The sequence below is a fragment of the Ferruginivarius sediminum genome (genome assembly GCF_003344765.1).
GTDB lineage: Bacteria > Pseudomonadota > Alphaproteobacteria > Kiloniellales > Rhodovibrionaceae > Ferruginivarius > Ferruginivarius sediminum.
The window spans coordinates 64,602-90,294 of sequence record NZ_QPMH01000013.1; the positions used below are offsets into that span (position 1 = coordinate 64,602).

At 65.0% G+C, this 25,693-nt stretch carries 23 protein-coding genes; 12 read left to right on the forward strand and 11 right to left on the reverse strand.

Going from position 1 to position 25,693, the window contains the following annotated elements; genetic code table 11:
- Positions 1-13: 13 nt before the first annotated feature.
- Together DRB17_RS13650 and DRB17_RS13655 are read right to left on the reverse strand one after the other, a co-directional pair.
- Complete coding sequence (locus DRB17_RS13650) at positions 14-691, reverse strand: LuxR C-terminal-related transcriptional regulator (RefSeq protein WP_161958821.1); 678 nt, start codon at positions 689-691, stop codon at positions 14-16.
- Between the two features lie 797 nt (positions 692-1,488).
- Positions 1,489-2,310 carry a class I SAM-dependent methyltransferase gene (locus tag DRB17_RS13655; RefSeq protein WP_206607889.1) on the reverse strand — a complete coding sequence of 274 codons (822 nt, stop codon included), beginning with the start codon at positions 2,308-2,310 and terminating at the stop codon, positions 1,489-1,491.
- A gap of 156 nt (positions 2,311-2,466) precedes the next feature.
- On the opposite strand from DRB17_RS13655, the gene DRB17_RS13660 reads away from it, so the two are divergent.
- Positions 2,467-3,168 (forward strand): winged helix-turn-helix transcriptional regulator, encoded by a 702-nt coding sequence (locus DRB17_RS13660; RefSeq protein ID WP_114582778.1) that lies wholly within the window; start codon positions 2,467-2,469, stop codon positions 3,166-3,168.
- A gap of 27 nt (positions 3,169-3,195) precedes the next feature.
- Here the strand turns inward: DRB17_RS13660 and DRB17_RS13665 are convergent, their stop codons facing one another.
- Positions 3,196-3,780 (reverse strand): NADPH-dependent FMN reductase, encoded by a 585-nt coding sequence (locus DRB17_RS13665; RefSeq protein ID WP_114582779.1) that lies wholly within the window; start codon positions 3,778-3,780, stop codon positions 3,196-3,198.
- A 203-nt stretch (positions 3,781-3,983) separates the two neighbouring features.
- Here DRB17_RS13665 and galE point away from each other — a divergent pair, with 203 nt between their 5' ends.
- Positions 3,984-4,958, forward strand: coding sequence for a UDP-glucose 4-epimerase GalE (gene galE, locus DRB17_RS13670; RefSeq protein WP_114582780.1), 975 nt, complete (start codon positions 3,984-3,986; stop codon positions 4,956-4,958).
- 92 nt (positions 4,959-5,050) lie between these two features.
- Here the strand turns inward: galE and DRB17_RS13675 are convergent, their stop codons facing one another.
- The 3 genes from DRB17_RS13675 to DRB17_RS13685 all read right to left on the reverse strand — a co-directional run bounded on the left by DRB17_RS13675 (position 5,051) and on the right by DRB17_RS13685 (position 6,195).
- Complete coding sequence (locus DRB17_RS13675; protein WP_161958822.1) at positions 5,051-5,467, reverse strand: phasin family protein; 417 nt, start codon at positions 5,465-5,467, stop codon at positions 5,051-5,053.
- 138 nt (positions 5,468-5,605) lie between these two features.
- A complete protein-coding gene (locus tag DRB17_RS13680) occupies positions 5,606-5,926 on the reverse strand; it encodes a c-type cytochrome (protein WP_114582782.1) in 321 nt (106 codons plus the stop codon).
- Complete coding sequence (locus DRB17_RS13685) at positions 5,923-6,195, reverse strand: hypothetical protein (protein ID WP_114582783.1); 273 nt, start codon at positions 6,193-6,195, stop codon at positions 5,923-5,925. Before DRB17_RS13685 ends, DRB17_RS13680 begins: the two co-directional genes overlap by 4 nt.
- Positions 6,196-6,437: 242 nt before the next feature.
- On the opposite strand from DRB17_RS13685, the gene DRB17_RS13690 reads away from it, so the two are divergent.
- The 3 genes from DRB17_RS13690 (at position 6,438) to hutU (ending at position 10,332) form a co-directional block, all read left to right on the forward strand.
- On the forward strand, positions 6,438-7,094 hold the full coding sequence (locus DRB17_RS13690) for a potassium channel family protein (RefSeq protein ID WP_161958823.1): 657 nt from the start codon (positions 6,438-6,440) through the stop codon (positions 7,092-7,094).
- A gap of 8 nt (positions 7,095-7,102) precedes the next feature.
- Positions 7,103-8,560 (forward strand): TrkH family potassium uptake protein, encoded by a 1,458-nt coding sequence (locus tag DRB17_RS13695; RefSeq protein WP_114582785.1) that lies wholly within the window; start codon positions 7,103-7,105, stop codon positions 8,558-8,560.
- Positions 8,561-8,640: 80 nt separating this feature from the next.
- The gene (gene hutU, locus DRB17_RS13700; protein WP_114582786.1) at positions 8,641-10,332 is read left to right on the forward strand and encodes a urocanate hydratase; all 1,692 of its coding nucleotides are present in this window, start codon (positions 8,641-8,643) and stop codon (positions 10,330-10,332) included.
- 23 nt (positions 10,333-10,355) lie between these two features.
- Here the strand turns inward: hutU and DRB17_RS13705 are convergent, their stop codons facing one another.
- From DRB17_RS13705 to DRB17_RS13720, 4 genes are read right to left on the reverse strand one after another with little or no spacing between them, the layout of a single operon-like run.
- Positions 10,356-11,138, reverse strand: coding sequence for a peptidoglycan-binding protein (locus DRB17_RS13705; RefSeq protein ID WP_114582787.1), 783 nt, complete (start codon positions 11,136-11,138; stop codon positions 10,356-10,358).
- A 49-nt stretch (positions 11,139-11,187) separates the two neighbouring features.
- Positions 11,188-12,153 carry a glucokinase gene (locus DRB17_RS13710; protein WP_114582788.1) on the reverse strand — a complete coding sequence of 322 codons (966 nt, stop codon included), beginning with the start codon at positions 12,151-12,153 and terminating at the stop codon, positions 11,188-11,190.
- Positions 12,154-12,156: 3 nt separating this feature from the next.
- Positions 12,157-13,548 (reverse strand): alpha,alpha-trehalose-phosphate synthase (UDP-forming), encoded by a 1,392-nt coding sequence (otsA, locus tag DRB17_RS13715; protein WP_114582789.1) that lies wholly within the window; start codon positions 13,546-13,548, stop codon positions 12,157-12,159.
- Entirely contained in the window at positions 13,545-15,329 is a 1,785-nt protein-coding gene (locus DRB17_RS13720) for a glycoside hydrolase family 15 protein (RefSeq protein WP_114582790.1), read from the reverse strand. The genes otsA and DRB17_RS13720 overlap by 4 nt, the downstream gene beginning before the upstream one ends.
- A 673-nt stretch (positions 15,330-16,002) precedes the next feature.
- Between DRB17_RS13720 and proV the strand changes: the two genes are divergently transcribed.
- From proV to DRB17_RS13755, 7 genes are all read left to right on the forward strand, one after another.
- On the forward strand, positions 16,003-17,193 hold the full coding sequence (proV, locus tag DRB17_RS13725; protein WP_114582791.1) for a glycine betaine/L-proline ABC transporter ATP-binding protein ProV: 1,191 nt from the start codon (positions 16,003-16,005) through the stop codon (positions 17,191-17,193).
- Between the two features lie 3 nt (positions 17,194-17,196).
- On the forward strand, positions 17,197-18,126 hold the full coding sequence (locus DRB17_RS13730) for an ABC transporter permease (protein ID WP_114582792.1): 930 nt from the start codon (positions 17,197-17,199) through the stop codon (positions 18,124-18,126).
- Positions 18,127-18,257: 131 nt separating this feature from the next.
- Positions 18,258-19,121 (forward strand): glycine betaine ABC transporter substrate-binding protein, encoded by an 864-nt coding sequence (locus tag DRB17_RS13735; RefSeq protein ID WP_114582793.1) that lies wholly within the window; start codon positions 18,258-18,260, stop codon positions 19,119-19,121.
- A gap of 256 nt (positions 19,122-19,377) precedes the next feature.
- Positions 19,378-19,923, forward strand: a complete 546-nt coding sequence (locus tag DRB17_RS13740) for a PadR family transcriptional regulator (protein ID WP_114582794.1) — start codon at positions 19,378-19,380, stop codon at positions 19,921-19,923.
- 21 nt (positions 19,924-19,944) lie between these two features.
- Positions 19,945-21,111, forward strand: a complete 1,167-nt coding sequence (locus tag DRB17_RS13745; RefSeq protein ID WP_114582795.1) for an efflux RND transporter periplasmic adaptor subunit — start codon at positions 19,945-19,947, stop codon at positions 21,109-21,111.
- Positions 21,108-24,317: an efflux RND transporter permease subunit gene (locus tag DRB17_RS13750; protein ID WP_114582796.1), complete on the forward strand. Its 3,210-nt coding sequence runs from the start codon at positions 21,108-21,110 to the stop codon at positions 24,315-24,317. Before DRB17_RS13745 ends, DRB17_RS13750 begins: the two co-directional genes overlap by 4 nt.
- Before the next feature lie 80 nt (positions 24,318-24,397).
- A complete protein-coding gene (locus DRB17_RS13755) occupies positions 24,398-24,943 on the forward strand; it encodes a hypothetical protein (protein ID WP_114582797.1) in 546 nt (181 codons plus the stop codon).
- 22 nt (positions 24,944-24,965) lie between these two features.
- Here the strand turns inward: DRB17_RS13755 and tenA are convergent, their stop codons facing one another.
- Positions 24,966-25,691: a thiaminase II gene (gene tenA / locus DRB17_RS13760; protein WP_114582798.1), complete on the reverse strand. Its 726-nt coding sequence runs from the start codon at positions 25,689-25,691 to the stop codon at positions 24,966-24,968.
- Positions 25,692-25,693: the final 2 nt, after the last annotated feature.

The following is a 25,693-nucleotide window of genomic DNA, read 5'->3' on the forward strand; positions in this document are numbered from 1 at the left end:
CTCTACCGCGACTTCAGAATTGCATGTCGCTGGCTGGCGTACCGGCCAGGCCGTGGTTGAGGGCCCAGATCGCCGCCTGCGTACGATTCTGCGCCTTGATCTTACGCAGGATACTCTTCAGGTGAACCTTCACTGTCGCCTCGGTCACGTCGAGACGATTGGCGATCACCTTGTTCGAGTGCCCGGACACAAGGTAGCGCAGGATTTGCAATTCACGCTCGGACAGCCGCGCTTCGGACACCGCCGCCACGGGCTGGCGCACACCGAACGACGCATTGCCCCGCATAACCAGGGTCAGCAGTTGCGAGGGGAAGACCCTCTCGCTCAACAGAACCAGATCGAGCGATTCCAGCAACGCCGCACTGGAGATGTCCTTCAGCAGGCAGCCGTCGGCCCCCGCGCTGAAGCACTCCAGCAAGACTTCCGGCTGCTGGCTGTTGCCCAGGATGACCGTCTTGGCATTGGGAAGCGCCTGACGCAGGGCGCCAATGCTTTCCCCAACCCGGTCCTCCAGGATGTTCGAGTCCAGAATGATCAGATCAACGCCGCCATCCTCGCCCGACTGGTCGAGCAAACCGGACAGGCCGTCAGCCTCTCCGATAATCTGGAAGCGTGATTCGGAAAAGATTCTTGCCAAGCCGTCTCGCGACAGGCGATTGGCATCCACCAGATACGTCCGCACATCCGACATTTCTTTCGATCCCCGCACATGTAATTGTCCCTGCGACTTTGTGTAGCCCTTTTGGAACAACCCCCGCCCATTAAGACGTCGTCTTCTTATACCCAAACGAATCCCGGTCATTCCGTCGATCCGTCTACGAAGAGGTATTTAGCAAAATTTTTCTTAACTTACTATCACCCAAAAGTTGATGCTATCATGCTATGTGATAATTGTCATTCAAACTTCGAGCGCAGGGTACTGTTCTCAACAAATGTTCAACTGATCATCGTCAATCAAGCACATATCGGCCTGATACGACGTTCAACACGGCTAATCTGGCGAACATCGGGACGATCGTTCGACTTACGCCGTGCACCAGAAGTGTAAGCCCCCACTTTCTCTCGTGTAGTTTGTTTCGTATGACATATGCGTGACTCACACTTTCGAACAGACCGCGGCCATCAGTCCAACGCGCATTCGCGCGAGCCGCCGGAAATAACGGAGTACACATGCTATTGATACGGCCTTTACCCGAGTGCCCCCCTTCAAGGGAAAGACGAGCGCGAGTCGAGCGCGAGTAACCCTCGCCCCCAAGCAAAAACGCACGTTATCCGTTTGCCCTTGTCACAATGGATCGGCATTCGACGACAAGGGTACTCTCTAAATTGCCAAGTATAACCGACTGTCCGTCTTCCCGGCTGCCGGGACCTTCAATGAAAGGGCGGACATGGCGGACGCCCTTTCCCCCGATATCAAGGAGCGGGCACGGTCGATCAACCTGCTACGAAATCCTGGATCCTTGGGCCGGGAGATGATCCCGCCCGTCGCTATTCCCGCGCGGCGACCACTTCCAATATCTCTGCGTCGACCTGCGTCGTGCCGTCGCTCGCAAGGTTGTTCGCCGCCCACAAGGCTTCGAGTTCCGCGTTCAAGGCCGCCTGCCCTTCCCGGCCCAGCGCCGCGGAGGCTCGCTTTGTCGGGCCAAAGTGCTCGAAATAATGGGCCGCAACCTCGGACGGCGGCATCGGGTAATGGAAGCGCAGGATAGAGCGCGTCAGGCGCAGATCCGCGACGCCGTCGCTCAACCGTGCCTTTACCTCCGTCTCGTCGCCCCACATTAGCGGCGAAGGCATGGGTGGCGGCGGGACGTATCGGGCAACGGTCTTGAAGAAGTCGCCGACGAAGCCCTCCGGCGTCCAGTTCGCCATCACGATACGGCCGCCGGGCCGGCAGACTCGTAACATTTCCGCCGCCACCCGCGCCGGCCGTGGCGCGAACATCGCGCCGATCATGCTGACGACGAGATCAAAGGCGCCATCCTCGTAAGGCATGTCCTCCGCGTCGCCGACGTCGAACCGCACTTCCAGCCCATCGGCGTCCGCCCGGCTTCTCGCCTGTGCGATCCAGTTCTCCGCTATATCGAGCCCGGTGACGCGCGCGCCCTGCCGTGCGGCGGGAATGGCGAGCTGCCCGGTTCCGCAGGCGACGTCCAGGACGTTCTCGCCCGGCCGGATGCCGATACGATCCAGGAACTCCCGGGCGCTGCGCTCCAGGCCCCGCGCGATCAAGCCATAGTCACCGGCGGTCCAGGTTGCCTTCAGTTTGTCCTTCAGTTCGGACAGGTCCTGCTCTTCCGCTGCCGTGTTCATCGTTCGCATTCCTTGAGCGTTGACCGGGCCGACGCGAGCGTCCAGAGGCATCGCGTCGGCCCTCCATGGTCGGCAAGCCTGGCCCCGGCATTGGTCTTTTCCTAGTACCAAAAATGTAGTGACGGCGGCGACGGCAAGGGGATACGCTGGCCGACCATGAGAAAGGGTTACGGCCAGTTCTGCCCGGTCGCGAAAGCCGCGGAGATCTTCTGCGAGCGGTGGAATGCGCTGCTGTTCCGCGAACTCGGGGCCGGCTCCAAGCGCTTCTCGGAACTACAGCGCGGCGTGCCGCTGATGTCGCCCTCGATGCTCTCCCGCCGGCTGAAGGAGCTTGAACAGGAAGGCGTGATCGAGCGCCACGCCGATGCCGGACGAAGCGCCACCTACCACCTGACGCCTGCGGGCGAGGAGTTCCTGCCGCTCGTTTTCGCTCTTGGCACATGGGGGCAGCGATGGACGCGCCGTCAACTCAGGGATGACGAGATCGACGTGGGCCTACTACTCTGGGACATGGAGCGCACGGTGCGCGCGGATGCGTTCGCACAGCAGCGCGCAATCGTCCAGTTGGAGTTCTCCGACCTGCCGCCGGGTCAGCGGACGTGGTGGTTCGTCAACGATGGCGGCGCCGTGCAGCTTTGCCTGCAGGACCCCGGCTTCGAAGTGGACCTCTACCTCACGGTCACGGTGCGGGACATGATCCACATCTGGCGGGGCGACCTTACACTCCGGCGCGCCCTCGATGAGGCACGGCTCGATGCGCATGGGCCGCGGCGCCTGGTCCGCGCACTCGGTGCCTGGCTCAACCTTGGCCCGCTTGCAGGCATCCCTTCCGCGCGCGCCGACCACTCAACCGTTTAGGCGCTACCGGAGGCCGGCCTAGGCGGCCTAGGCGTCCTTGAGCCTCGATGCCACCTCGGCCACCCGCGCGCCGATGGCACGGACGGCAGCCTCCTGCGCGGCGTCGTTCATGTTGCCGTCCTTGGCAAAGGCATCCCCGGCGCGGGGCACGGCAAGCTGTTCCGGCACAACCATGACGCGGATTCCGCTAAGGATCTGCCGCAGATGCGCCAGCCCGCGCAAGCCGCCGAGACCGCCGGGCGAGGCCGCCAGCAGGCCGGCCACCTTGCCGTCGAACGCCGCCAGCGTCGCCTCGCCTTCCTCCGGGCGGGAAACCCAGTCGATGGTATTCTTCAGGACGGCCGTCAGCGAGCCGTTGTATTCCGGCGCCGCGATGAGCAACCCGTCGTGCGCTTTCATCATCTCTTTCAGCTTGCGTGCCGAGGCGGGGATGCCCTCGCGGGCCTCCAAATCGCCGTCATAGACCGGCATCCGATAGTCCAGCAGATCAACCACCGTGGTCTCGGCGCCGGCGTCCGCCGCGCCGGCGGCGGCCACGCGGACCAGCATCTTGTTGAACGAGGCTTTGCGCGTGCTGCCAGCAAACGCAAGGATGCGCGGGATTCCGGGCATTTCCATCCTCTCTGGCCGGGTTTCAGGGTTGCGCGAAAACTAATCGATGTCGTCGCGATTCGCGAGCACCCGTCTTTGCCGCCGCCCGAAGGCGGCACTTTGGATGGAACACGAAGAAGCCGGCGCGGAAACCCTGCTTTCGCGTTGCCGGAGGCGGCATGCTCCGGTTAAACAGATGTTCGGGCAGCAGGGGGAAATTCCGGATGGCGGAGCGCGTCCTGGTTACGGGCGGCGCGGGGTATGTCGGCAGTCATGCCTGCAAGGCGCTGGCGGGGGCGGGTTACGAGCCCATCTGCCTCGACGACCTGAGCGGCGGTCACACTTGGGCGGTCAAGTGGGGGCCGCTCGAACGGGCCAACCTCATGGACGAGGGCGCGGTCGATGCCGTGATGGCGCGCTACCGGCCCAGCGCCGTGCTGCACTTTGCCGGCCTGATCGCCGTCGGCCAATCGGTGCGCGAGCCCGGCCGTTATTATCGCGCCAACGTGGGGACGTTGCTGTCGCTTCTGGACGCCATGCGCCGTCAGGGCGTCGGCCGGATCGTGTTTTCCAGCAGCGCGGCGGTCTATGGGGATCCGGTCGAAGTGCCGATCCCGGAGACGCACCCCCTTGCGCCGGTCAATCCATATGGCGCATCGAAGCGGATGTGCGAGCGGATCCTGGCGGACTGCGCCGCCGCCGGCGACGTAAGCGCCGTCTCGCTGCGCTACTTCAACGCCGCCGCGGCGGACCCCGATAGCGATATCGGTGAGGCGCACGATCCGGAAACGCACCTGATCCCGCTTGCCATCCGGGCGGCAAGCGAGCCCGGCTTCACGCTTCGGGTTTTTGGTGACGACTACCCCACCCCCGACGGCACCGCCGTTCGCGACTATATACATGTCAGCGATCTGGCCGACGCCCACGTCGCGGCGTTGCGATACCTGCAGGCCGGCGGAGACACCACCGCCCTCAATCTCGGCACCGGTCAGGGGCATTCGGTCCTGGAGGTTCTCCGCGCGGCCGGGGAGGTGCTTGGCCGGCCGGTCAAGCGTACCATGGCACCGCGTCGCGACGGCGATCCGCCGCGTCTCGTCGCCGACCCCTCACGTGCCCGGCGGATACTGGCGTGGGAACCGAGATACAGCGAACTGCGGACGATCGTGGAAACGGCCGCGCGCTGGCACCTGCGGAACTGATCCTGCAGAGGTGTGAGAGGCGCAAGGAAACCTGCGGCGGCCGATACCGACCGCCACAGCTTACCTTTCCGTCGATTGTCCGATAACAGGCGTCAGGCAGCCTTGCGGCCCGACTCCTCGCCCGACGACGTGGCGCTGCGAACGCCCTCGTCGATCGACTTGAAGCACGAGACGCTGGCGTCGGTCGCCATGTCGGTCAGCTTCGCCGCCTCGTCAATGTACTGTTTCATCGCGGACTGGACGCAGTTGGCCTGTACCTGGAAGGCCTGAAACGGATCGCGGCACTCGCTCAGTTCGCGGAACGCCTCGACGTCCTTGCTCCAGCGGTTGTTCGTGAACTCCATAAGTTCACGACTGATCTTGGAGCACTGCTCCATCCAGACCTGACCGGCCTTGGCGTTTGCCTTCATCAGGCTGTCGAAGTTGGTCCCGAAGTCGTCGCCGAAGCCCTCGAACATCTTGTTGAAGGCGGCGGCGGACGGGGTCTTTTCCTGGCTCTGCGTGGCCATGCTCTCCCTCCCGAAACGGGTTGCGGATAGTTGGGGCTGCGTTGCGTGAGGTCTGCGTAATAGACCATCGCCCCCCACGCCGCTTTGAGCCACGTCAAGCATTTGATGTGAAATGATTGTGACAGGGTGGTCGCAGGCCTATCGGCCAAGCCCGCGCAAATAGGCAATCAGCGCGTCGACCTCTTCGCGTGCCAGGTTGAAATCCGGCATCTGTGGGTGCGGCGTCGACAGCCACGCCCGCAGCGCACCCGCCGTCAGGTCCTTGCCCGATATCGCCTGAACGAGCGCTGGCGCCGCATCGCTGGCGACCTTGCTGCCCGGAAGGGCATGGCAAGCTGCGCACCATTCCTGGGCAATCGCCTCGCCCCGCTCCACCTCGCCGTCCTGCGCGTTTGCCGGCCCGGAGATGCAGGCGGCAAGAACAAGCGCCGTGAGGCGTGCGCCCGTGCCCACCCTCATTGGTTGGCGTCGCGTCCATTGCCGGCGCCGGCCGGCGTGCAGGTGCGGAAGCGGCGTGCGGCGCGGACAATAACCGTCTCCGCCTCCGCCGGTGCAGCGAAGCTGCAACCATCGAAGACGATAAGATTGGGCTCGCAGGCATAGAAGACGTAGGAAGAACCGGGACCGCAGTTTGCCAGTGTTCCCAGGCAGCGTCCCCCATCGTACACGGACCGCCACCGCGGTACTGCCTCGGGTAGGGTGTCGTTGTCCTCGTACCGCTCTGCCATGCCTCGCCACTTTCTCCCGTCCGGATTGGAGGGCGACCGTCGCGGATCGCAGCGTTTAAAGCCTGCAATATCGACCCGCGTCCATTCATTTCCGATAGATAATATATGCAATCGCAGCCGACTATGCATCCATCGAAATGCGCACGCGCTCCCCTCCCACGCTTGACCTGCCTCCCCGCGGGCCGGAAGCTGTTCGGCCAGATTGCCGGACACTGTCCGGTATTCAGTTCAGGGGACCAGCCATGCGCATCGTCATCGTCAGCGCCGACGACCTTGCCGTCGCGACGGCGCGCCGCGCCATCGAGCGCGGCCACGACGTGGTCATCGTCGAGAAGGACAAGGAGCGGATCGAGGCGCTGAGCGACGAGCTGGACTGCGGCTTCCTGAACGGCGACGGCAGCAAGCCCGCGATCCTGCGCGAGGCAGGGCCGGAAGAGACGCATGTCCTCTTGAGCATCGGCCCCGACGACCAGTCGAATATCCTGGCAAGCCTTGTCGGCCGCTCTCTGGGGTTCGGGCGGGTCATCACCAAGATCATCGACCCGGAATTCCAGCATATCTGCGCCGAGCTTGGCCTCGACGAGACCGTGATCCCGAACAGCGCGATGGCCCGCACCCTGGCCGACATGGCCGAAGGGCGGCGGGTTTACGAGGTGTCGGCGCTGCTACGCGGGGACCTGCATTTCTTCGGCTTCGTCGCCGACGAGGCGACCGCGGGCCCGATAGAGGACCTCGATCTGCCCGCCCACAGCAAGGTGATCGCCATCTATCGCGGGGACGAGCCAATCCTGCCCGGCGCCGGAGCGACGATAGAGGCCAACGACCAGGTCATCCTGCTGGCCGACGATCGCGCACGGGAGAAACTGACGGAACGCTTCGGCGGCCAGGCCACGGCCTAACGCGCACCATGGCCACGCCCGGCTCCCGCATCCTGATCCGCGCCGCCCGGCCGGCGGTGGTGGCGAAGTACCTTGCCGAGCTATGGCTGCCGCTGGCGGGTGCGCTTGCGGTGCCGTTGGTCGTGACGCTTGCGATAGGCGAAACCGGCTTTGCTTGGCGGGCGGCGGTCGTGCTGGCCGTCATCGCCGCGCTGGCGGTTCCCGCCGCCCGCCACCGCGCGCCCACCGAATTGGCGTGGAACGAGGCGCTGGCTGTCATCGCGCTGGTGTTCCTGACGGCATCGCTTGCCCTCGCCTGGCCCTTGACGGGCTTCGGCCTCGCGCCAGTGGATGCCGTTTTCGAGGCCGTCTCGGCAATCACCACGACCGGCCTCACGACGGTAGGCGATGCCAGCGCCTATGGCGACGGCTTCCTGTTCGCCCGCGCCTGGGTGCAGTGGTATGCGGGCTACCTGATCGTGGTCGTCGGGCTGGCGCTGGTGTTCCCGCCGGGCGCGGCCTCCAAGCGTTTCGCGCAAAGCGGCATCGGCCACAGCGATATCGTCGGCGGCACCAAGGCACACGCGCGCCGCACGGCCGTCGTCTACATCGCCCTGACCGCCGCCGCACTGCTGGCGACGCTGGCCGCCGGCGTCGCGCCGTTCGAGGCGCTGCTGCACGTATTCACCGCCGTTTCCACGGCCGGCTTCTCCAGCCATCCGGAGAGCATCGCGGCGCTGCCCTGGGCCGGCCAGGCAGTGCTGGTCGTCGCCGGTCTTTTGGGCGCTGTCTCCTTCGCGCTGTACCACCGCCTGACAACACGCCACTGGCGTCAGGCGTGGCGCGATACGGAGTTGCTGACGCTGCTGTCATGCTGCCTGCTGTTCAGCGTGGTTCTGGTGCTGGTGCTTGGGATCAGCGGACAGGCAAGCTGGAGCGATGCTGCCTTGCGCGGGCCTTTGCTCGCCATCTCGGCCCAGTCCACGACCGGGTTCGAGCCAATCGCACCCGCCACGCTCGACCCGGGCTCGAAGCTGGTCTTGAGCGCCAGCATGCTTGTCGGCGGCGACATCGGCTCGACCGCCGGCGGTATCAAGATCATCCGGCTGCTCGTCATCCTGGGTCTTCTGCGGCTGGCGATGCTGCGCACCGCCCTGCCCCCGCACGCCTACGCCGACCTTCGCATCACCGGCCGGCGGCTGGAGCCGGAGGCATTGCAGCGCGCGCTTGCCGTCATCCTGATGTTCCTGCTGACGGCGGGCGCAAGCTGGCTGGTGTTCCTGCTGGCCGGCGTACCGGCGATCGATGCACTGTTCGAGGTGGTCTCGGCGCTGGGCACCGTCGGCCTGTCCGCCGGCATCTCGGCACCGGACCTGGCGCCGGGGCTGAAGCTTCTGCTGTGCCTGGACATGGTGGCGGGACGCGTCGAGATTATTGCGCTGCTGGTCCTTCTCTACCCGCCGACATGGATCGGACGTGGCCGGTGAGGATGCGGTGAATCCGGCTTGATCGCCGCTTCCCGCTGTATGACAGTCCGATTCGGAACGAAAACCTGGGGAGGCGGCGAATGGCGGACCAGCGGCCCGCGAACCTGAACCGGCTCGACAACGCGCGGAAGATCCGGGCGCCACGCGGAAGCAAGCTGAGCTGCAAGTCCTGGCTCAGCGAGGCACCGCTGCGCATGCTGATGAACAACCTTGACCCGGAAGTGGCCGAGAAGCCGGAGGAACTGGTCGTCTATGGCGGCATTGGTCGGGCCGCGCGCGACTGGCGCTGTTTCGACAAAATCGTCGAGTGCCTGCGGGATCTGGACGAGGACGAGACGCTGCTGGTGCAGTCGGGCAAGCCGGTCGGCATCTTCCGCACGCACGCCAACGCGCCGCGCGTGCTGATCGCCAACTCCAATCTGGTGCCACACTGGGCCGACTGGGAGCATTTCAACAAGCTGGATAAGCTTGGCCTGATGATGTACGGCCAGATGACCGCCGGCTCCTGGATCTATATCGGCAGCCAGGGGATCATCCAGGGCACTTACGAAACCTTCGGCGCGGTCGGCCGCAAGCATTTCGGCGGCAACCTCGCCGGCAAGTGGATCCTCACCGCCGGGCTTGGCGGCATGGGCGGTGCGCAGCCGTTGGCGGCAACAATGGCCGGCGCCTCGATGCTGGCGGTGGAATGTCGGCCGAGCCGCATCGAGCGGCGGCTGGAGACGGGCTACCTGGACCGCAAAGCCGACCATCTGGACCACGCGCTACAGCTTGTCGAGGAGGCTACGAAGGCTGGCAACGCGGTCTCCATCGGCCTGGAAGGCAACGCCGCCGAGGTCTACCCGGAGCTGCTGCGCCGCGGTGTCCATCCCGACGTCGTGACCGACCAGACCAGCGCGCATGACCCGCTACACGGCTACCTGCCCGCCGGCTGGACGCTGGACCAGTGGGAAACCGCGCAGGAGCGCGACCCCGCCGGCGTCACGCGGGCGGCGAAGGAGTCGATGGCAGTGCAGGTGCGCGCCATGCTGGACTTTTACGCTCAAGGCATTCCGGTGCTGGACTACGGCAACAACATCCGGCAGATGGCCTTGGAGATGGGGGTGGAGCACGCCTTCGACTTCCCCGGCTTCGTTCCCGCCTATATCCGGCCGCTGTTCTGCCGGGGCATCGGGCCGTTCCGCTGGGCCGCGCTGTCGGGCGAGGCGGAGGACATCTACCGCACCGATGCGAAGGTGAAGGAACTGATCCCCGACGACGCCCACCTGCACAACTGGCTCGACATAGCCCGCGAGCGGATCCACTTCCAGGGCCTGCCCTCGCGGATCTGCTGGGTTGGCCTTGGCAACCGGGCGAAGCTGGGCCTGGCCTTCAACGAGATGGTCGCGCGCGGCGAATTGTCGGCGCCGGTCGTCATCGGCCGCGACCACCTGGACAGCGGTTCCGTCGCCAGCCCCAACCGCGAGACCGAGGGGATGCTGGACGGTTCCGATGCGGTGAGCGACTGGCCGCTGTTGAACGCCCTGCTTAACACCGCCGGGGGTGCGACCTGGGTATCCCTGCACCATGGCGGCGGCGTGGGCATGGGCTTCAGCCAGCATTCCGGCATGGTGATCGTCTGCGACGGCAGCGATGCGGCGGCGAAACGGATTGAGCGGGTGCTCACCAACGACCCGGCGACCGGCGTGATGCGCCACGCCGACGCCGGCTATGACGAAGCGAAAGCCTGCGCCCGCGAGTTCGGCCTGAAGCTGCCGATGCTGGAGGACTGAGCCGCGAGGCGAGGTGGCGGCCGCTACTCCACGGCGCGCTGGTACCAGTGGTGAGCGGCGTCCGGATTGCGGTCGACCCCCTGGCCGTGGCGGTACATCAGGCCGACGAAGGTCTGCGCCCGGCTGTCGCCCGCCCTGGCGGCACGATGATACCACTCGAAGGCCTTGGCATAGGACTGCTCGGCCCCGCGGCCGTAGTAGTACATCCAGCCGACGAGGTATTGCGCCTCGACATTGTCCTTGCGCGCCACCCGCCGGCACCACGACAAAGCTTTGTCATAGACCTTCTCGCGCATGAAACGGTGGCACAGGTGCGTCTGCGCCCTCTCGTCGGCCCGCGCCCGCCTTGCGATGATGCCGTGCAGGGTCTCGGAAAAGCCGCTGCCCACTGTCAGGAAGTGGTCCTCGACGAACGCTTCCAGCGCGCGGCGCGCGGCGGGACTGTCGAACTCGCCGTCGCCGGGCGTATAGCCAAGAGCTTTCAGGTAAAGCCGGGATTGCGTCCAGATTCGCCGTGCCTCCTGCGAGCGCCGGAACAACAGGCGCTGAATCTCCGCGCGTAACGTCTCGCTGACCTCGCCGGTGACTTCGCGGTCGTGCTTGGTCTGGAATGCCTCGATGGCGCTGCGCGTATTCGGGCCGTAAAGGCCATCCACCACCCTGACCTCGTATCCAAGTTCCTTCAGGCCCTGCTGAATATCGCGGACCAGCGGATCGCCCTCGGCCTCCGTCTGGGCATAGGCCGGCAACGCGACGGCAAGGGCGGCGACAAGAAGAAGATGGCGGAGGACTCGGACGATCATCATCACGGCCCGAAGTTCGGATAAACCCTGCACATGCGCAAGAGCCGCCAACTCAATCGCCAAGCCGGCGCGCCAGTCTGGCAAGACCGAGAAACGCCGGGTCGGGATGCGTGACGATCCACGCGGGAACGGCGGCCACCGCCTCTCGGAACCGCCCCTTCGCCTCGAAGGCCTCGCGGAATGCTGGGGCGTCAAGCTCCGCCTCCATCGCCCGCACCAGCCCGCCACTCAGGTAAACGCCGCCCCAGGCACCGAAGACCAGCGCCAAGTCGCCGGCGAACGCACCCATGAAGGCGCGAAACAGCGCTACCGCCTCTCCGGCGACCGTATCGCCCGCGCGGGCGGCCGCCAGCACGGCCTCTGGCGTCGTGCCGGGCGCATCCTTGCCATGCATCTCAGCCACGGCCCCGGCCAGCGCGGCAAGCCCCGGCCCAGACAGCACACGTTCCGCCGACACGCGGCCATAGCTCAGCCGCAGCGGACGCAGCACCGCTTCCTGTCCGTCATCGGCCGCAGCCAGCGTCGCGTGCCCGGCCTCGCCCGTCACCACCCGCTCACCCATGCCCGCGTCGGCCGGCATGTAGGCGGCCGCGCCCAGACCGGTCCCCGCCCCGATGACCAATCTGGGCGCCGTTTCCACCTCCGCGCCCGTACCGATTGGACGCACGTCCTTGTCAGCCAGTTCCGCCAATGCCCAGGCCTGTGCCGCGAAGTCATTGACCACCACAACGCGGCCGATGCCCAGTTCGTCTTCGATCTTGTCCGGATCGAACGTCCAGGCGGCGTTGGTCAGTCGGGCACGGCCGTCGCGCACCGGACCGGCGACCGCCATCACTGCAATCGAGGGCAGCGGTGCGCCGGTTGCATCAAGGTAAGCACGAACGGCGCTCTCAGGGTCGCGATGATCGTTCGTGCGCTGACGGTACTGATGAGAGGGCGCACCGTCTGACAGCAGCGCGAAACGCGCGTTGGTGCCGCCGATGTCGCCCAGCAGAATCGTGCGCGAAACGCCGGACATGCGCTACTCACACGCCGCCGGTTCCATGGCGGAAAGCGCATCCAGGAACGCGCCGCGCCAGTAGTCGACGTCATGCGTTTCCAGGCGCCGATACATGCTTTCCCAGCGCTCGCGACGCTCCTCCAAAGGCATGGAAAGGGCTGCCTGCATCGCACCGGCCGTACCCTCGACGTCATAGGGATTCACCGGCACCGCCCCATCGAGTTCCGCCGACGCACCGGCAAAGCGGGACAGCAGCAGAACGCCGGGATCCTTCGGGTTCTGCGCGGCGACGTACTCCTTGGCGACAAGATTCATCCCGTCCCGCAACGGGGTCACCACGCCGACCGTGGCAAGGCGCAGGAAGCCGGCCAGGATACGCCGGCTGAACCCGGTGTTGAGGTAGCGCAGCGGCATCCAGTCGAACTCGGCATACGCGCCGTTGACGTGACCCGCCGTCGCCTCAAGCTGCCGGCGGATCTGCAGGTATTCCGGCACATCCTGGCGCGAGGGCGGCGCGATCTGCAGGAAGACGACGCGCCCGCGGTTCTCGGGATAGTGCTCCAGAAGCTGCTCGTACCCCCGGAAGCGCTGCGGCAGGCCCTTGGAGTAGTCCAGCCGGTCCACGCCGATCATGAGCTTGCGCCCGCGCAGGGATTCGCGCAGCCGCACCGTCTGGCGCGCGAATACCGCTTCCCGCGCGAATCCGGCAAGCCGCGCGGTGTCGATGGAAATTGGAAACGCCGCGACCCGCAGGCGGCGGCCGAACGCCCTGACCGTCCCGTCGGGATCGACCTCGCCGCCAGCCTCCAGCTTGATATAGTTTACAAAGCCGCGCACGTCGTTGTCAGTCTGGAAACCGACCAAGTCGTAGGCGCAGAGGGCGTGCACGATCTCCCGGTGGTTCGGCAATGCCAGAAACACTTCCAGGGCCGGCCACGGAATGTGCAGGAAAAAGCCCATCCGCTGCCGGCACCCGGCATGGCGAAGCTGCTCGGCCAGTGGGATAAGATGATAGTCATGGACCCAGATCAGATCGTCGTCGCGCAACAGCGGCCGCAGCCTCTCTGCAAAGAGTTGATTCACACGCTGGTAGCCGGAGAGCGTGCGGCGGCTGAACTCCGTCAGGTCGAGCCGGTAGTGGAACAGCGGCCACAGCGTGCGGTTGGCGAAGCCGTTGTAATACTCCTCGTAATCCTGGCTGCTGAGATCGACGGTCGCGTAGGTTACCTGGCCTGAGCGGAACACCGTGGGTTCCTCGGCCCCAGTATCGCGTAGCTCGCCGCTCCAGCCGAACCAGACGCCGCCCCAATCCTCCAGCGCTGCCTGCACCGCCACCGCAAGGCCGCCTTGCGCGCCCGAGCGCGCCTGACGCGGTGATGTCACACGGTTGGAGACGACGACCAGACGCGTCAAAACGCCTCCTCCCAGGGCCGGCTGAGGCGCAGCGCCGAGTTGATCAGCCCAACCATCGAATAGGTCTGCGGGAAGTTGCCCCACAGCTCGCCGCTGTCAGGATCGAGGTCCTCGGAAAGCAGGCCCAGGTGGTTGCGCGCCGCCAGCATCCGCTCGAACAGTTCGCGCGCTTCCTCAGTGCGGCCGACGGCCGCCAGGGCGTCGATGTACCAGAAGGTGCAGACGTTGAACGCGGTCTCGGGCTCGCCGAAATCGTCGGGCGCGGCATAGCGGAAGACATGATCGCCGGAACGAAGATAGCGTTCGGCGCACGCCAGCGTTCCCAGAAAGCGTGGGTCGTCGGCCGGCAGGAATCCGAGTTCCGGCAGCAACAGCAAGCTCGCGTCGATCTCCTGGCCCTCGAAGCAAGCAACGAAGCTGCCCATCTCCGAGTTCCATGCCCGGCGCAGCGTCTCCTCGCGGATCTCGCCCGCGTAGTGGCGCCAGTAGGCAACACGGCTGTCCAGACCCAAACGCTCCGCGATACGTGCCAGTCGGTCGCAGGCCGCCCAACACATCACGGCAGAGAAGGTGTGCACCTGCTGACGCGTGCGCAACTCCCACATACCTGCATCGGGCACGTTCCAAAGCTCGACCGCCTTCTGGCCCAGCCGCTCCAGGCGCTGGAAGAAGGCCTCGTCGCCGGGCCGGCTGAGACGCCGATCGAAGAACGATTGGGCGGTCGCCAGCACCACCGCGCCATAGCCGTCGTTCTGAACCTGGGTATAGGCGTCGTTGCCCACGCGGACCGGCCCCATGCCGCGGTAACCGGCCAATCCCGGCTCTTCCCGCTCATCCAGGCGGGTTTCCAGGGCGATCCCGAACACCGGCTGAAGCGGTCCCCCACCGCTTTCCACCACGATGTTGGTGATATAGCTGAGGTAGCTCTCCATCGTGCGCGTCGCGCCCAGACGGTTGAGCGCATGCACCACGAAGAACGAGTCGCGCAGCCAGCAGAATCGGTAATCCCAATTGCGGCCCGAGTGCGGCGCCTCGGGAATCGAGGTCGTCAGCGCCGCGATGACCGCGCCGGTTTCCTCGAAGCTGCACAGCTTCAGCGTGATGGCCGCACGGATCACCGCGTCCTGCCACTCGAACGGCAGCGCCAGGAAACGCGTCCACTCGCGCCAGTAGGCGTCGGTCTTTTCGAAGAACCGCCGGCCGATCTCCGCCACCGGCTCGGTCAGGCTTTCGTCCGGTCCCAGCACCATGGTGACCGGCTGCTCGAGCACGTGGGCTGTCTCTTCCAGGATGTAGGTCGGCGGCGCGTCCGTCGTCAGGCGCAGCGTCATCGCCGGCATCACGAAGCGGATGTGGTTGCTGCCGCGCGTCACCTCCGGCGTCCCGCTGCCGTAGCCGCAGGCGGGCCGCAGGCGAAAGCGTACCCTTGGCGCACCCGCGAAGGGGCGGATCCGGCGCACGAACACGGGCGGGCGGAAGGTGCGGTCGAACTGCTTGAAGCGCGGTGCGAAATCGATGATCTCGACGGCATTCCCACTGCGGTCGTACAGGACAGTCTCGACCACCGCGGAGTTGCGGCGATAGCGCTGCTCGGCGTGGGAGAAATCCTGCAGTTCGACGTCCCAGAAGCCGCGCTCGGCACCGTGGTGGTTATCCAGCAACGCGCAGAACACCGGATCGCCATCGAATCGTGGCAGGCAACTCCAGACGATCCGGGCCGATCGATCCAGAAGCGCGGCGAACGCGCAGTTGCCGATAACGGCGAGATCGAGGTCGCTCATTCATCCTCCGCGGAGCCACGGCGCCGCTGCAACGATCACCCTTCGCTACGTAGGTTACAGCCAAGCCTGCCGTGGCCCCACACGTTTCTCTGTCCATATAGAGGATATCGCCGGTCGACCGCCGTGCATTGCGGCCGGGTTTGACATTTTTCGCAGGAAATTCGGCGCAGCCGGGCCGCAATCATATAGTTGACGCACAATGGACTGTTTGGCCTAAGCACAGGTGATCGATCAACGCAGCGTACGATGGGATGAGACGGGGTGGCTCAAGTGTTTTCATTCGCTGGTGCCGGTCATTGGACCGCACTTGATACCGCAGCCCACCCCATTACTGCCGTCCGACCCAAATCCCGCAATCCTCCTGAACTTTATAGTATAACGATATTATACAACCAAGCCGTTATTATATAATATGACGGATCTATTATCAATCTCGAAGCGAACTCCAACCCCACAAATACATCAGGCAAGGGGATCAGGCGCCGACATTGCGAACATACTTAGAACTTTCGTTGGCGACGGCTTGACAAGGCGCACCATCTACCCCCAACTCCATCCTTATTGCTGGCAGGGTGCCGTGATGACCAGGACGGCGCTCCAATATCGAAAGGTCGCGCCGGACCGGTTCATCCCGGGTCGGTGAAATAACGTGTGGAAGGGGGCTCGCTGCGCGATGGCCAAAACCAAGCTTGTCGTCAACGAAGTGTACAAGATTTTCGGTCCTCGCCCGCAGGAGGCCTACGACCTGATCGAGCAGGGCAAGTCCAAGGACGAGATCTTCGAGGAAACCGGCATGACCGTCGGCGTGCAGGACGCCAGCTTCGAAGTCTACGAAGGGGAGGTCTTCGTCGTCATGGGCTTGTCCGGCTCCGGCAAGTCGACCATGGTGCGCATGCTCAACCGTCTGATCGAGCCGACCTTCGGCAAAATCGAGATCGACGGCCATGACATCGTCAAGATGAGCAAGGAAGAGCTTATCCAACTGCGCCGGCGCGAAATGGCGATGGTCTTCCAGTCGTTCGCGCTGATGCCGCATCAGACCGTCATCGACAACGCCGCGTTCGGGCTCGAGGTCGCCGGGGTGGACCGCGAAACGCGTTACGAGCGGGCGCTGAAGTCGCTCGACGCCGTTGGTCTGAAGGCCAATGCGCACAGCTATCCGGACGAGCTCTCCGGCGGTATGAAGCAGCGTGTGGGCCTTGCCCGCGCGTTGTCCAACGATCCTTCCATCATGCTGATGGACGAGGCGTTCTCGGCTCTCGACCCGCTCATTCGCACGGAGATGCAGGATGAACTCCTGCGCCTGCAGTCGGAGAGCCAGCGCACCGTCATCTTCATCACCCACGACCTGGACGAGGCGATGCGCATCGGCGACCGCATCGCGGTCATGGAAGACGGCAGGATCGTGCAGATCGGCACGCCGGAAGAAATCGTAACCAAACCGGCCGACGAATACGTCAGCTCCTTCTTCAAGGGCGTGGACGTCACACAGGTGTTCACCGCCGGCGACATCGCGCGCAAGCAGCAGCTCACGGTGATCGAGCGGCCGGGCAGCGACCTGAATTCAGCCATCCAGGCCATGCGCGGCAAGGACCGCGACGTCGCCATCGTCCTCGACAAGCACCAGCACTATGAAGGCATGGTGTCTGCCAGCAGCCTTGCCGAGGCGAAGAATGGCGATGGCAAGATCCAAAGCGCGTTCCTCAAGGATGTCGAGCCCGTCACCGGGGACATGGGTCTGTCGGACGTGCTCCACCAGGTTGCGAACAGCGCCTATCCGATCCCGGTTTTGGACGGGAACAAAAAGTATATCGGCGCGATCTCCAAGACCGCGCTGCTACAAACCCTGGACAGGGCGAGCTGAACAATGGAAACCATTAAAGCATTGCGGATCCCGATCGGCGATTGGGTTGAGGCGATCGTCGACTTCATCCTGATCAACTTCCAGCCGCTACTGGACGCCATCGCGGCCGCCATTGGCTTCGTGTCGGAGAGTTTCGAGAACACGCTGCTCTGGATACACCCACTGATCCTTACAGCCCTCCTGGTCCTGCTGAGCCTCTGGCGGGTCGGATGGCGCTTCGCCATTTTCGCCGCGGTCTCGCTCTTCGTGATCATGGGGATGAACCTGTGGCAGGAGACGGTATCGACGATGGCGCTGGTCGTCGCCGCCAGTTTCGTCGCCTTGATCCTGGGCTTCCCAGTCGGCATTGCGATGGCCAAGAGCGACACGGTCGAGGCGGTCGTCAGGCCGATCCTGGACTTCATGCAGACCATGCCGCCATTCGTTTACCTGATCCCGGCGGCCATGTTCTTCGGCCTGGGTAAGGTCCCGGGAACCATCGCCACGGTGATCTTCGCCATGCCGCCGTCGGTGCGCCTGACAAATCTGGGCATCCGTCAGGTCAGCCACGAGAACGTGGAGGCGGGCCTCGCCTTCGGCTGCACCGACCGGCAGCTTCTGATGAAGGTCCAGCTTCCATTGGCGCTGCCGTCGATCATGGCCGGGGTGAACCAGACCATCATGCTGGCGCTGTCGATGGTGGTCATCGCCTCGATGATCGGCGCGGGCGGCCTGGGCAATACCGTCCTGACCGGCATTCAGCGCCTGAACATCGGCCTTGGCTTCGAGGGCGGCCTCGGTGTTGTGATCGTGGCGATCATGCTGGACCGCATCACGCAGAGTTTCGGCCACATCGGGCAGGGTGAAAGCCTGTTCCGACGGCTCATGCGCACGCTGCGCGGGCACCCCGCGGCAGGTGAGGAGAAAGGCGAAGAACACGCACGAACGACTTGAGGGGTGGCGCCCCCTTGCTGAGAAAGCGGGACGTCGCGCCATTATAACGCGCCGGCCAACGGCGCGATCGCACCCTTGCCAGGGACCTTGGCGGGGGAAGACGCGAGGAAAGCAAAGAGGAGGACCCTCAAATGCTGAGTCTGAAGAAGACATTCGTTGCGGCAGCGGCCGCCGCCGCGCTTGTGGCTACACCGGCCGCGGCGAAGGTGAAGATCGGCTGGACCGCGTGGTCCGACGCCGAGTTCGTCACCAAGCTGGCCCAGCAGATCCTTGAAAATCGCGTGGGCGAGGAGGTCGAGCTGATCCAGACCGACATCGCCCCGCAGTATCAGGGCGTGTCCCAGGGCGACATCGACGTCATGCTGATGTCCTGGCTGCCGGGCACCCACTCCGACTACTGGGACAAGGTCGGCGACAAGGTTGTGTCGCTTGGCATCCTTTATGACCACGCCCGCCTTGGCTGGGTGGTGCCGAACTACATCCCGAAGGATCAGCTCAACTCCATCGCGGACCTGAAGAACGACGACGTCCGCGAGAAGCTGGATGGCACCATCGTCGGCATCGATCCGGGCGCCGGCCTCACCCGCCTCTCCAAGAAGGCGGTCGAGGAGTACGGCCTGGACGGCTACAACCTCCAGACCTCCAGCGGTGCTGGTATGACAGCCGCGCTCGACCGGGCGGTCAAGCGTAACAATTGGATCGTGGTCACCGGCTGGAGCCCGCACTGGAAGTTCGGCAAGTGGGACCTGCGCTATCTTGAGGACCCGAAGGGCGTGCTCGGCAGCTTCGAGCGCATCCACGCGGTCGCGCGGCAGGGCTTCTATCAGGAGAACATCGACGCCGCGATGACCCTGTCCCGCATGTGGATCCCGCTGAACGACCTGCAGGCGGCGATGTACGACGCACAGGAGACCTCTTATGAAGAGGCCGTGTCGAAGTACATCGAGAACAACCCGAAGCGGGTTCACTACTGGGCGACGGGCGAGATCGAGTAACCTCGGCCCAATCGCACCATCTGGGAGCGAAGGGGTCCGGCCCAAGGGGTCGGGCCCCTTTTCTTTTCGTCGCCGCGCCCAAGATCGCTTCAAGAGACGCTGCCAGTCACTCGTTTTGCGACGCCGCCGATCCCGCCGTGCAGAGCCACGCACCATCTGCGACGCTGCGTCGCGGTATATCGGACAAATATATGCTGGCACGCCTTATATCGAAACGATATATACTGACAGTATCTTTGGACTGGAATTGAGACCGATGGACACGCAGACCCTTTGCCTTGGCGTGCTGAACCGCGGCGCCGCAAGCGGATACGAGATCAAGAAGAGCTTCGAGGAAGGTCCTCTGGCCCACATCCACGAAGCCAGCTTTGGCGCGATCTATCCGGCGTTGAGCCGTCTGGCCGCCGACGGCCTGGTGGAATATTGCGAACTGCCGCAGGACAAGCGCCCGGACAAAAAAGTCTACTCGATCACGTCCGCCGGCCGCCGCGCGCTGGAAAAGGCGCTGCACCACCCGCCGGCCGCCGACAAGTTCCGATCAGATTTCTGCTTCATCCTGTTCTTCGCTCACCTCCTGCCGGCGGAGGAACTTGCCCGCCTGATCGACGCGCGCATCCATTGGTACGACGAAACCCTGGCCCGCATGGAGGAATGCGAAGAACTTGGCGAGCATCCCGCAGGGGAGCGTTTCGTCCACGGGCTGGGCCTGGCGGTCTATCGCGCCGCCCGTAATTACCTATGCGACCACCGCGACGACCTCCTTCGCGACGCCGCTGTGCCGGCGGATACGGCAGCGGAATAGCCCGGGAAAGGCCGCACCCTCATGCTCTCCCGTCTGCGCAAGTACGGCTCGTGGTTCCTGGCGTTCTTCTTCGCCCTGGCCGCGGTCCTGTGGATCGCGTCCGGCGAGTTCGGCGGCCGGAACGAGCCCGATGCCCGCAAGGAAGCGGCGCACCTCGCCGCCCGGCAGCAGATACCCCAGGTCCGCGTCCGGACCCAGACGGTTCAGCAACACACGCAAACGCTCGTCGTCCAGGCACGCACCAAGGCGGAAAAGAAAGTGACTGTCGCAGCGGAAACCACCGGCCGCGTCGTCGAGCTGCTGGTCGACAAGGGGGACACGGTCGAAAAGGGCGAGCTGCTTGCCCGCATCGACGCGCAGGACAAACCGGCCCGCCTTGCCGAAGCCAGAGCTCGCCTGGACCAGCGCCGAATCGAACTGGAAGCCGCGCGGCAGCTTTCCGAAAAGGGCTATCGCGCGCAGAACCAGCTTGCCGAGGCCAGGGCCTACTACGAGGAAGCGATGGCCGCGGTGTCCAAAGCCGATATCGCGCTGGCCGACACCAAGGTCCGAGCGCCGTTCGCCGGCCAGGTCGGTGACCGCATGGTCGAAGTCGGAGACTACCTTACCGGCGGCGCACCGATCCTTCGGCTGATCGATCTGGACCCGATCGAGGTCGTGGCCGACGTCAGCGAGCGCGATGTCGGCATGCTGCATATCGGCGACAGCGCTACGGCCGAACTGATTACCGGCGAACGGATCGAGGGCCGGATCAGCTACATCGCCTCGGAGGCCGACGAGGATACACGCACGTTCGGCGTCGAGATGACGGCACCGAACCCCGATCGTCGCGCCCGTGACGGTGTGACGGCAAGCCTCCGCGTGGCCGTGAGGCAGGCACCCGCCCATCTGCTGGCGCCGTCGATCCTGACACTCACCGACCAGGGCATGGTGGGCGTCAAATATCTAGACGAAGAGGACCGCGTGCGCTTCCAGGAGGTCAATATCCTCAGCGACACGCGCGAGGGGGTCTGGGTCACGGGACTACCAGACGAGGTGACGCTGATTACGGTCGGCCAGAACTTCGTGAACGTCGGTCAAGAGGTCGAGCCGGTGGAGGAGTCCGACGTCGTAAACAGCCTTGAAGGCACGCCCCTCGACCTGCCGCAGGATGCGCCCGGCAAGCCCGGTCCGGAGGCGCGGCCATGACGGCGCTGATCGAGGCCGCGCTGACGCATAGCCGCACCGTCCTCTCGCTGCTGCTTCTGCTGCTGATCGGCGGCACATACGCCTACATCGCCATCCCCAAGGAGGCCGATCCCGACGTCAACATCCCCGTCATCTATGCCCAGGTACATCACGAGGGCATCTCGCCCGAGGATTCCGAACGCCTGCTGGTGCAGCCCCTGGAGCAGGAGTTGCGCAGCGTGGAGGGCGTGGACGAGATGCGCTCCATCGCCTACCAGGGCGGCGCCAACGTCATCCTCGAGTTCGAGGCCGGCTTCGACGCCGACGCCGCGATGCAGGACGTGCGGGAGAAGGTCGACCTGGCCGAGCCCGAGCTGCCGGAGGAGGCGGACGAGCCCACCGTCCACGAGGTCAACCTCAGCCTGTTCCCGGTCCTGGTGGTAACGCTTTCCGGCGAGGTGCCGGAGCGTGCGCTCCTGAGCCTGGCTCGCGACCTGCGCGACGAGATCGAGGCGCTGCCCCCAGTCCTCGACGTCGAGATCGCCGGCGACCGCGAGGAACTGGTCGAGCTGATCGTCGATCCGATAGTGATGGAAAGCTACGGCATCGACGCGCGGCAGGTGATGGAGGCCGTCTCCCGCTCCAACCGGCTGGTGGCGGCAGGGTCGCTCGACACCGGGGGAGGCCGATTCGCCATCAAGGTGCCGGGGCTGTTCAGCGACCCGCAGGATATACTGGACATGCCGGTGAAGGTATCGGGGGATGCGGCGGTGACCTTCGCCGACATCGGCACCCTGCGGCGGACCTTCAAGGACCCGGAGACCTTCGCCCGTATCAATGGCGAGCGCGGCATCGCGCTGGAAGTCTCCAAGCGCACCGGCGAGAACATCATCGAGACCATCGAGCAAGTGCGTGCCACCGTGGAGAAAGGCCGGGCGAACTGGCCGGACGTGGTGAGCGTCACCTACAGCCAGGACAAGTCCGCGAACATCCGCACGATGCTGAGCGATCTGCAGAACAACGTCCTGGCGGCAGTTATCCTTGTGATGGTGGTGATCGTCGCCGCGCTCGGCGTTCGCTCGGCCGGGTTCGTGGGGCTGGCGATTCCGGGCTCTTTCCTGACCGGCATCCTGGTGCTCTACCTCGCCGGCCTCACAGTGAACGTGGTGGTGCTGTTCAGCCTGATCCTGGCTGTCGGCATGCTGGTGGACGGCGCCATCGTCGTTGTCGAGTACGCCGACCGGAAACTGCGTGAGGGCAAGTCGGCGCACGAGGCCTATGGCCTGGCCGCCAAACGCATGGCCTGGCCGATCATCGCCGCGACGGCGACGACACTGGCGGCCTTCCTGCCGCTGGTGTTCTGGCCGGGAATCGTCGGCGAGTTCATGAAGTTCCTGCCCATCACCCTGCTGGCGACGCTGACCGCGTCGCTGGCGATGGCGCTGGTGTTCGTCCCCACGCTGGGCTCCATCACCGGCCGGGGCGTTGCCAGCGGCGGCGTGGACAGCGAGAAGGCCCGCGCCATCGCCGCCGGCAGCACGGGGGACCTGACGCGGCTGTCCGGCATCACCGGCGCGTACCTGCGCGTTCTACGCGCCGCCCTGCGCCATCCGGCCAAGGTCATCCTCGCCGCGCTCGTGATGCTGGTCGCCGTGCAATACGCCTATTCGCAATTTGGTCGCGGCGTGGAGTTCTTCCCGGACGTCGAGCCCGACAACGCCGTCCTGCAGGTTCATGGCCGCGGCAACCTGTCGATCCACCAGCGCGACCGGCTGGTGAAGGAGGTGGAATCCCGCGTCCTGCAACTGCATCGGGAAAAGCAGGAGTTCCACGCCATCTACGCCCGCTCGCAGCTTCTCTCCGGCCAGCAGCGCGACGAGCCGGAGGACATCATCGGCACCATCACGCTGGAGTTCGTCGACTGGTGGAACAGGCGACCCGCCAGCGAGATCATCGCCGACATCAAGCAGCGCACGGCCAACCTGGCCGGCATCCGCGTCGAATCCGAAGAGCAGCAGATGGGACCGCCGACCGGCAAGCCGATCCAGATCGAGGTCGCCGCGAACGATCCCGACCAACTTGCTCCCGTCGTCGGCGAAATCGTCGAGCGCATGCGCCGCGATGGCGAATACACCAACATCGAGGACAGTCGACCGATTCCCGGCATCGAATGGGAGCTTGAGGTCGACCGCGCGCAGGCTGCCAAGTTCGGCGCCGACGTCTCGCTGCTCGGCAGTTACGTGCAGATGATGACGAACGGCCTGAAACTGGGCGAATACCGGGTAAGCGACGCCGACGAGGAGATCGACATCGTCGTGCGCTTCCCCGAAAGTCAGCGCAGCCTGGACCGCCTGGATCAAATCCGCATGGAGACCGGCAGCGGCAACATTCCCGCCTCGAATTTCGTCGAGAGGCGCCCGGAGCACAGGACGAACCTGATTCGCCGCACGGACAGCCGGCGCGTGCTGACGATCAAGGCGGACGTGCCGCCGGGTGTTCTTGCCGACGACAAGGTTCGGGACCTTCAGGGGTGGCTCGATACGCGGGATCTGCCGCGCGGGGTGGACATCGCCTTCAAGGGCGAGGAGGAGGAACAGAAGGAGGCGGCGAGCTTCCTCACCAAGGCCTTCGTCGTCGCCCTCTTCCTGATGGCGATCATCCTGGTGACGCAGTTCAATTCTTTCTACAGCGCCTTCCTGATCCTCTCGGCCGTGGTGCTTTCCACTATCGGCGTGATGACGGGCCTGTTGGTAACAAACCAGCCGTTCGGCATCGTCATGACCGGGATCGGGGTGATCGCCCTGGCCGGCATCGTGGTGAACAACAACATCGTGCTGATCGATACCTTCGACCGCCTGCGCAAGCACGAACCGGACGTCCTGCAGGCGATCCTGCGCACCGGCGCCCAGCGCCTACGTCCGGTGGGGCTGACCACGATCACCACGATCCTGGGGCTGATGCCGATGGTCCTGGGCACCAACATCGACTTCCTGAACCGGCTTGTCCAGACCGGCGCGCCCTCGACCGAGCTGTGGCGTCAGCTTTCCACCGCCATCGTATTCGGCCTCACCTTCGCCACGGTGCTAACGCTGATCATCACGCCCTGCGCCCTGATGTTCCGGGCGAACGTCGCGGCTTGGCGGGATCGGCGAAAGGGCCGGGAGATGGCCCAGCCGCCCGTCTCCACCGGTAGCGAGGCGCCACAACTGCCGCACGCGGCGGAGTGAGGCGAAGGGCCGCGTGGACTTCGAGCCGATGCTTTACCGGTCCTTAAGCATCAAGCCTTTAGCGTTCGAATGTCCATAAAATGCGGTTCATTGGCGAGGGTTCGGGGGAGTGCGTAACGGTGGCGGCGATGGCGGAGACCGTGGATAAGGACGCTCCAAGTTCGGCAAGCGCCGTTGAGGTGCTCTCCCAGACTGCGATGCCGGTCGAGGTCGGCGATGTAGAGCTGGACGAACAAGGATTCGTCCGGCAGCGCACGAACGACCAGCCGATTCGATTCGACTTCGTCTATCGCGGCATCACCTTCCACGCCGAGCTGCCGGTGGATTGCGAGGACGGGCTTCTCACACTCCGCGCGGTCGTCGGCGTGATCCCTTACTCAGCCGAGAATGCCGTCGGACGGCGGGCGGCCTGGACGATCCTGGCGCACGCCCGCCTGGCACGCGGGCAACTGTGGTGGGACGACCATATGCGCGTCCACATGGAGCTTCGCGCCGTGCCGGCCCGTCCGCGGACGCCGGTGAACGTCGTGGCCACGGTCGTGTCGCTGCTGATGGATGCGCTTCCCTATCTGGACCTGCTGAACGTCGCTTTGAGACGGCCGCGCCGCCCCCACAGGCCGGGTTGAGGCGGTCCTCTTCCTGCGCCGCCTACTCGGTGCGCTCCAGTCCCATCTGCCAGAAATCGGTCTCAAGCTGCGTGGCCATGCGGAAGATGCGGACGAGCGACGGCCAGCGGCCCGAATCCTCCGGCGCCTCCCCGATCCGCCGGGCGGCGACGCTGTCAAGCTGTGCGACCGCGTTACGGGTGACGGTCTGGAACTCCTCGCCGCCGTAAAGCTCGATCCACTCCCGGTAGGGATTGCCGTCCAGCTTGGTGTCCGGGTCGGCGATCAGCCGGGCGCCGATCTCGCCATAACCGCAGGCGCAGGGTGCCAGCGCCACCAAAAGATCCAGCAGGTCGCCGGCATGCCCGGTTTCCAGGACGAAGCGCGTGTAGGTGAGCGTCGCGCGGGCTTCCGGGGTTTCGGTGATCTCGTCTTCCGACAGATCCCAGCGCGCGCAATAGTCCAGGTGCAGGCGCATCTCGGTGTTGAGCAGCGCATCGACGACAGCCGCCGCCTCGCGCATGTCGGCCAGCGTTTCGCTCTTGTAAACTGCCAGCGCATAGGCGCGCGCGAAGTGGATCAGGAACAGATAGTCCTGGATCAGATAATGCCGGAAACTGGCCTCCGGCAGCGTCCCGGCCGCCAGCTTGCGCACGAACGCGTGCCCGGCATAGTTCCGCCAATCCTGCGGACAGGCCGCCTTCAGCTTTCCAACCAAGCTGTCCGGCGGAATCGGCGCCGCCGGACTGGCCACGCCGGTCTCGGTCATCG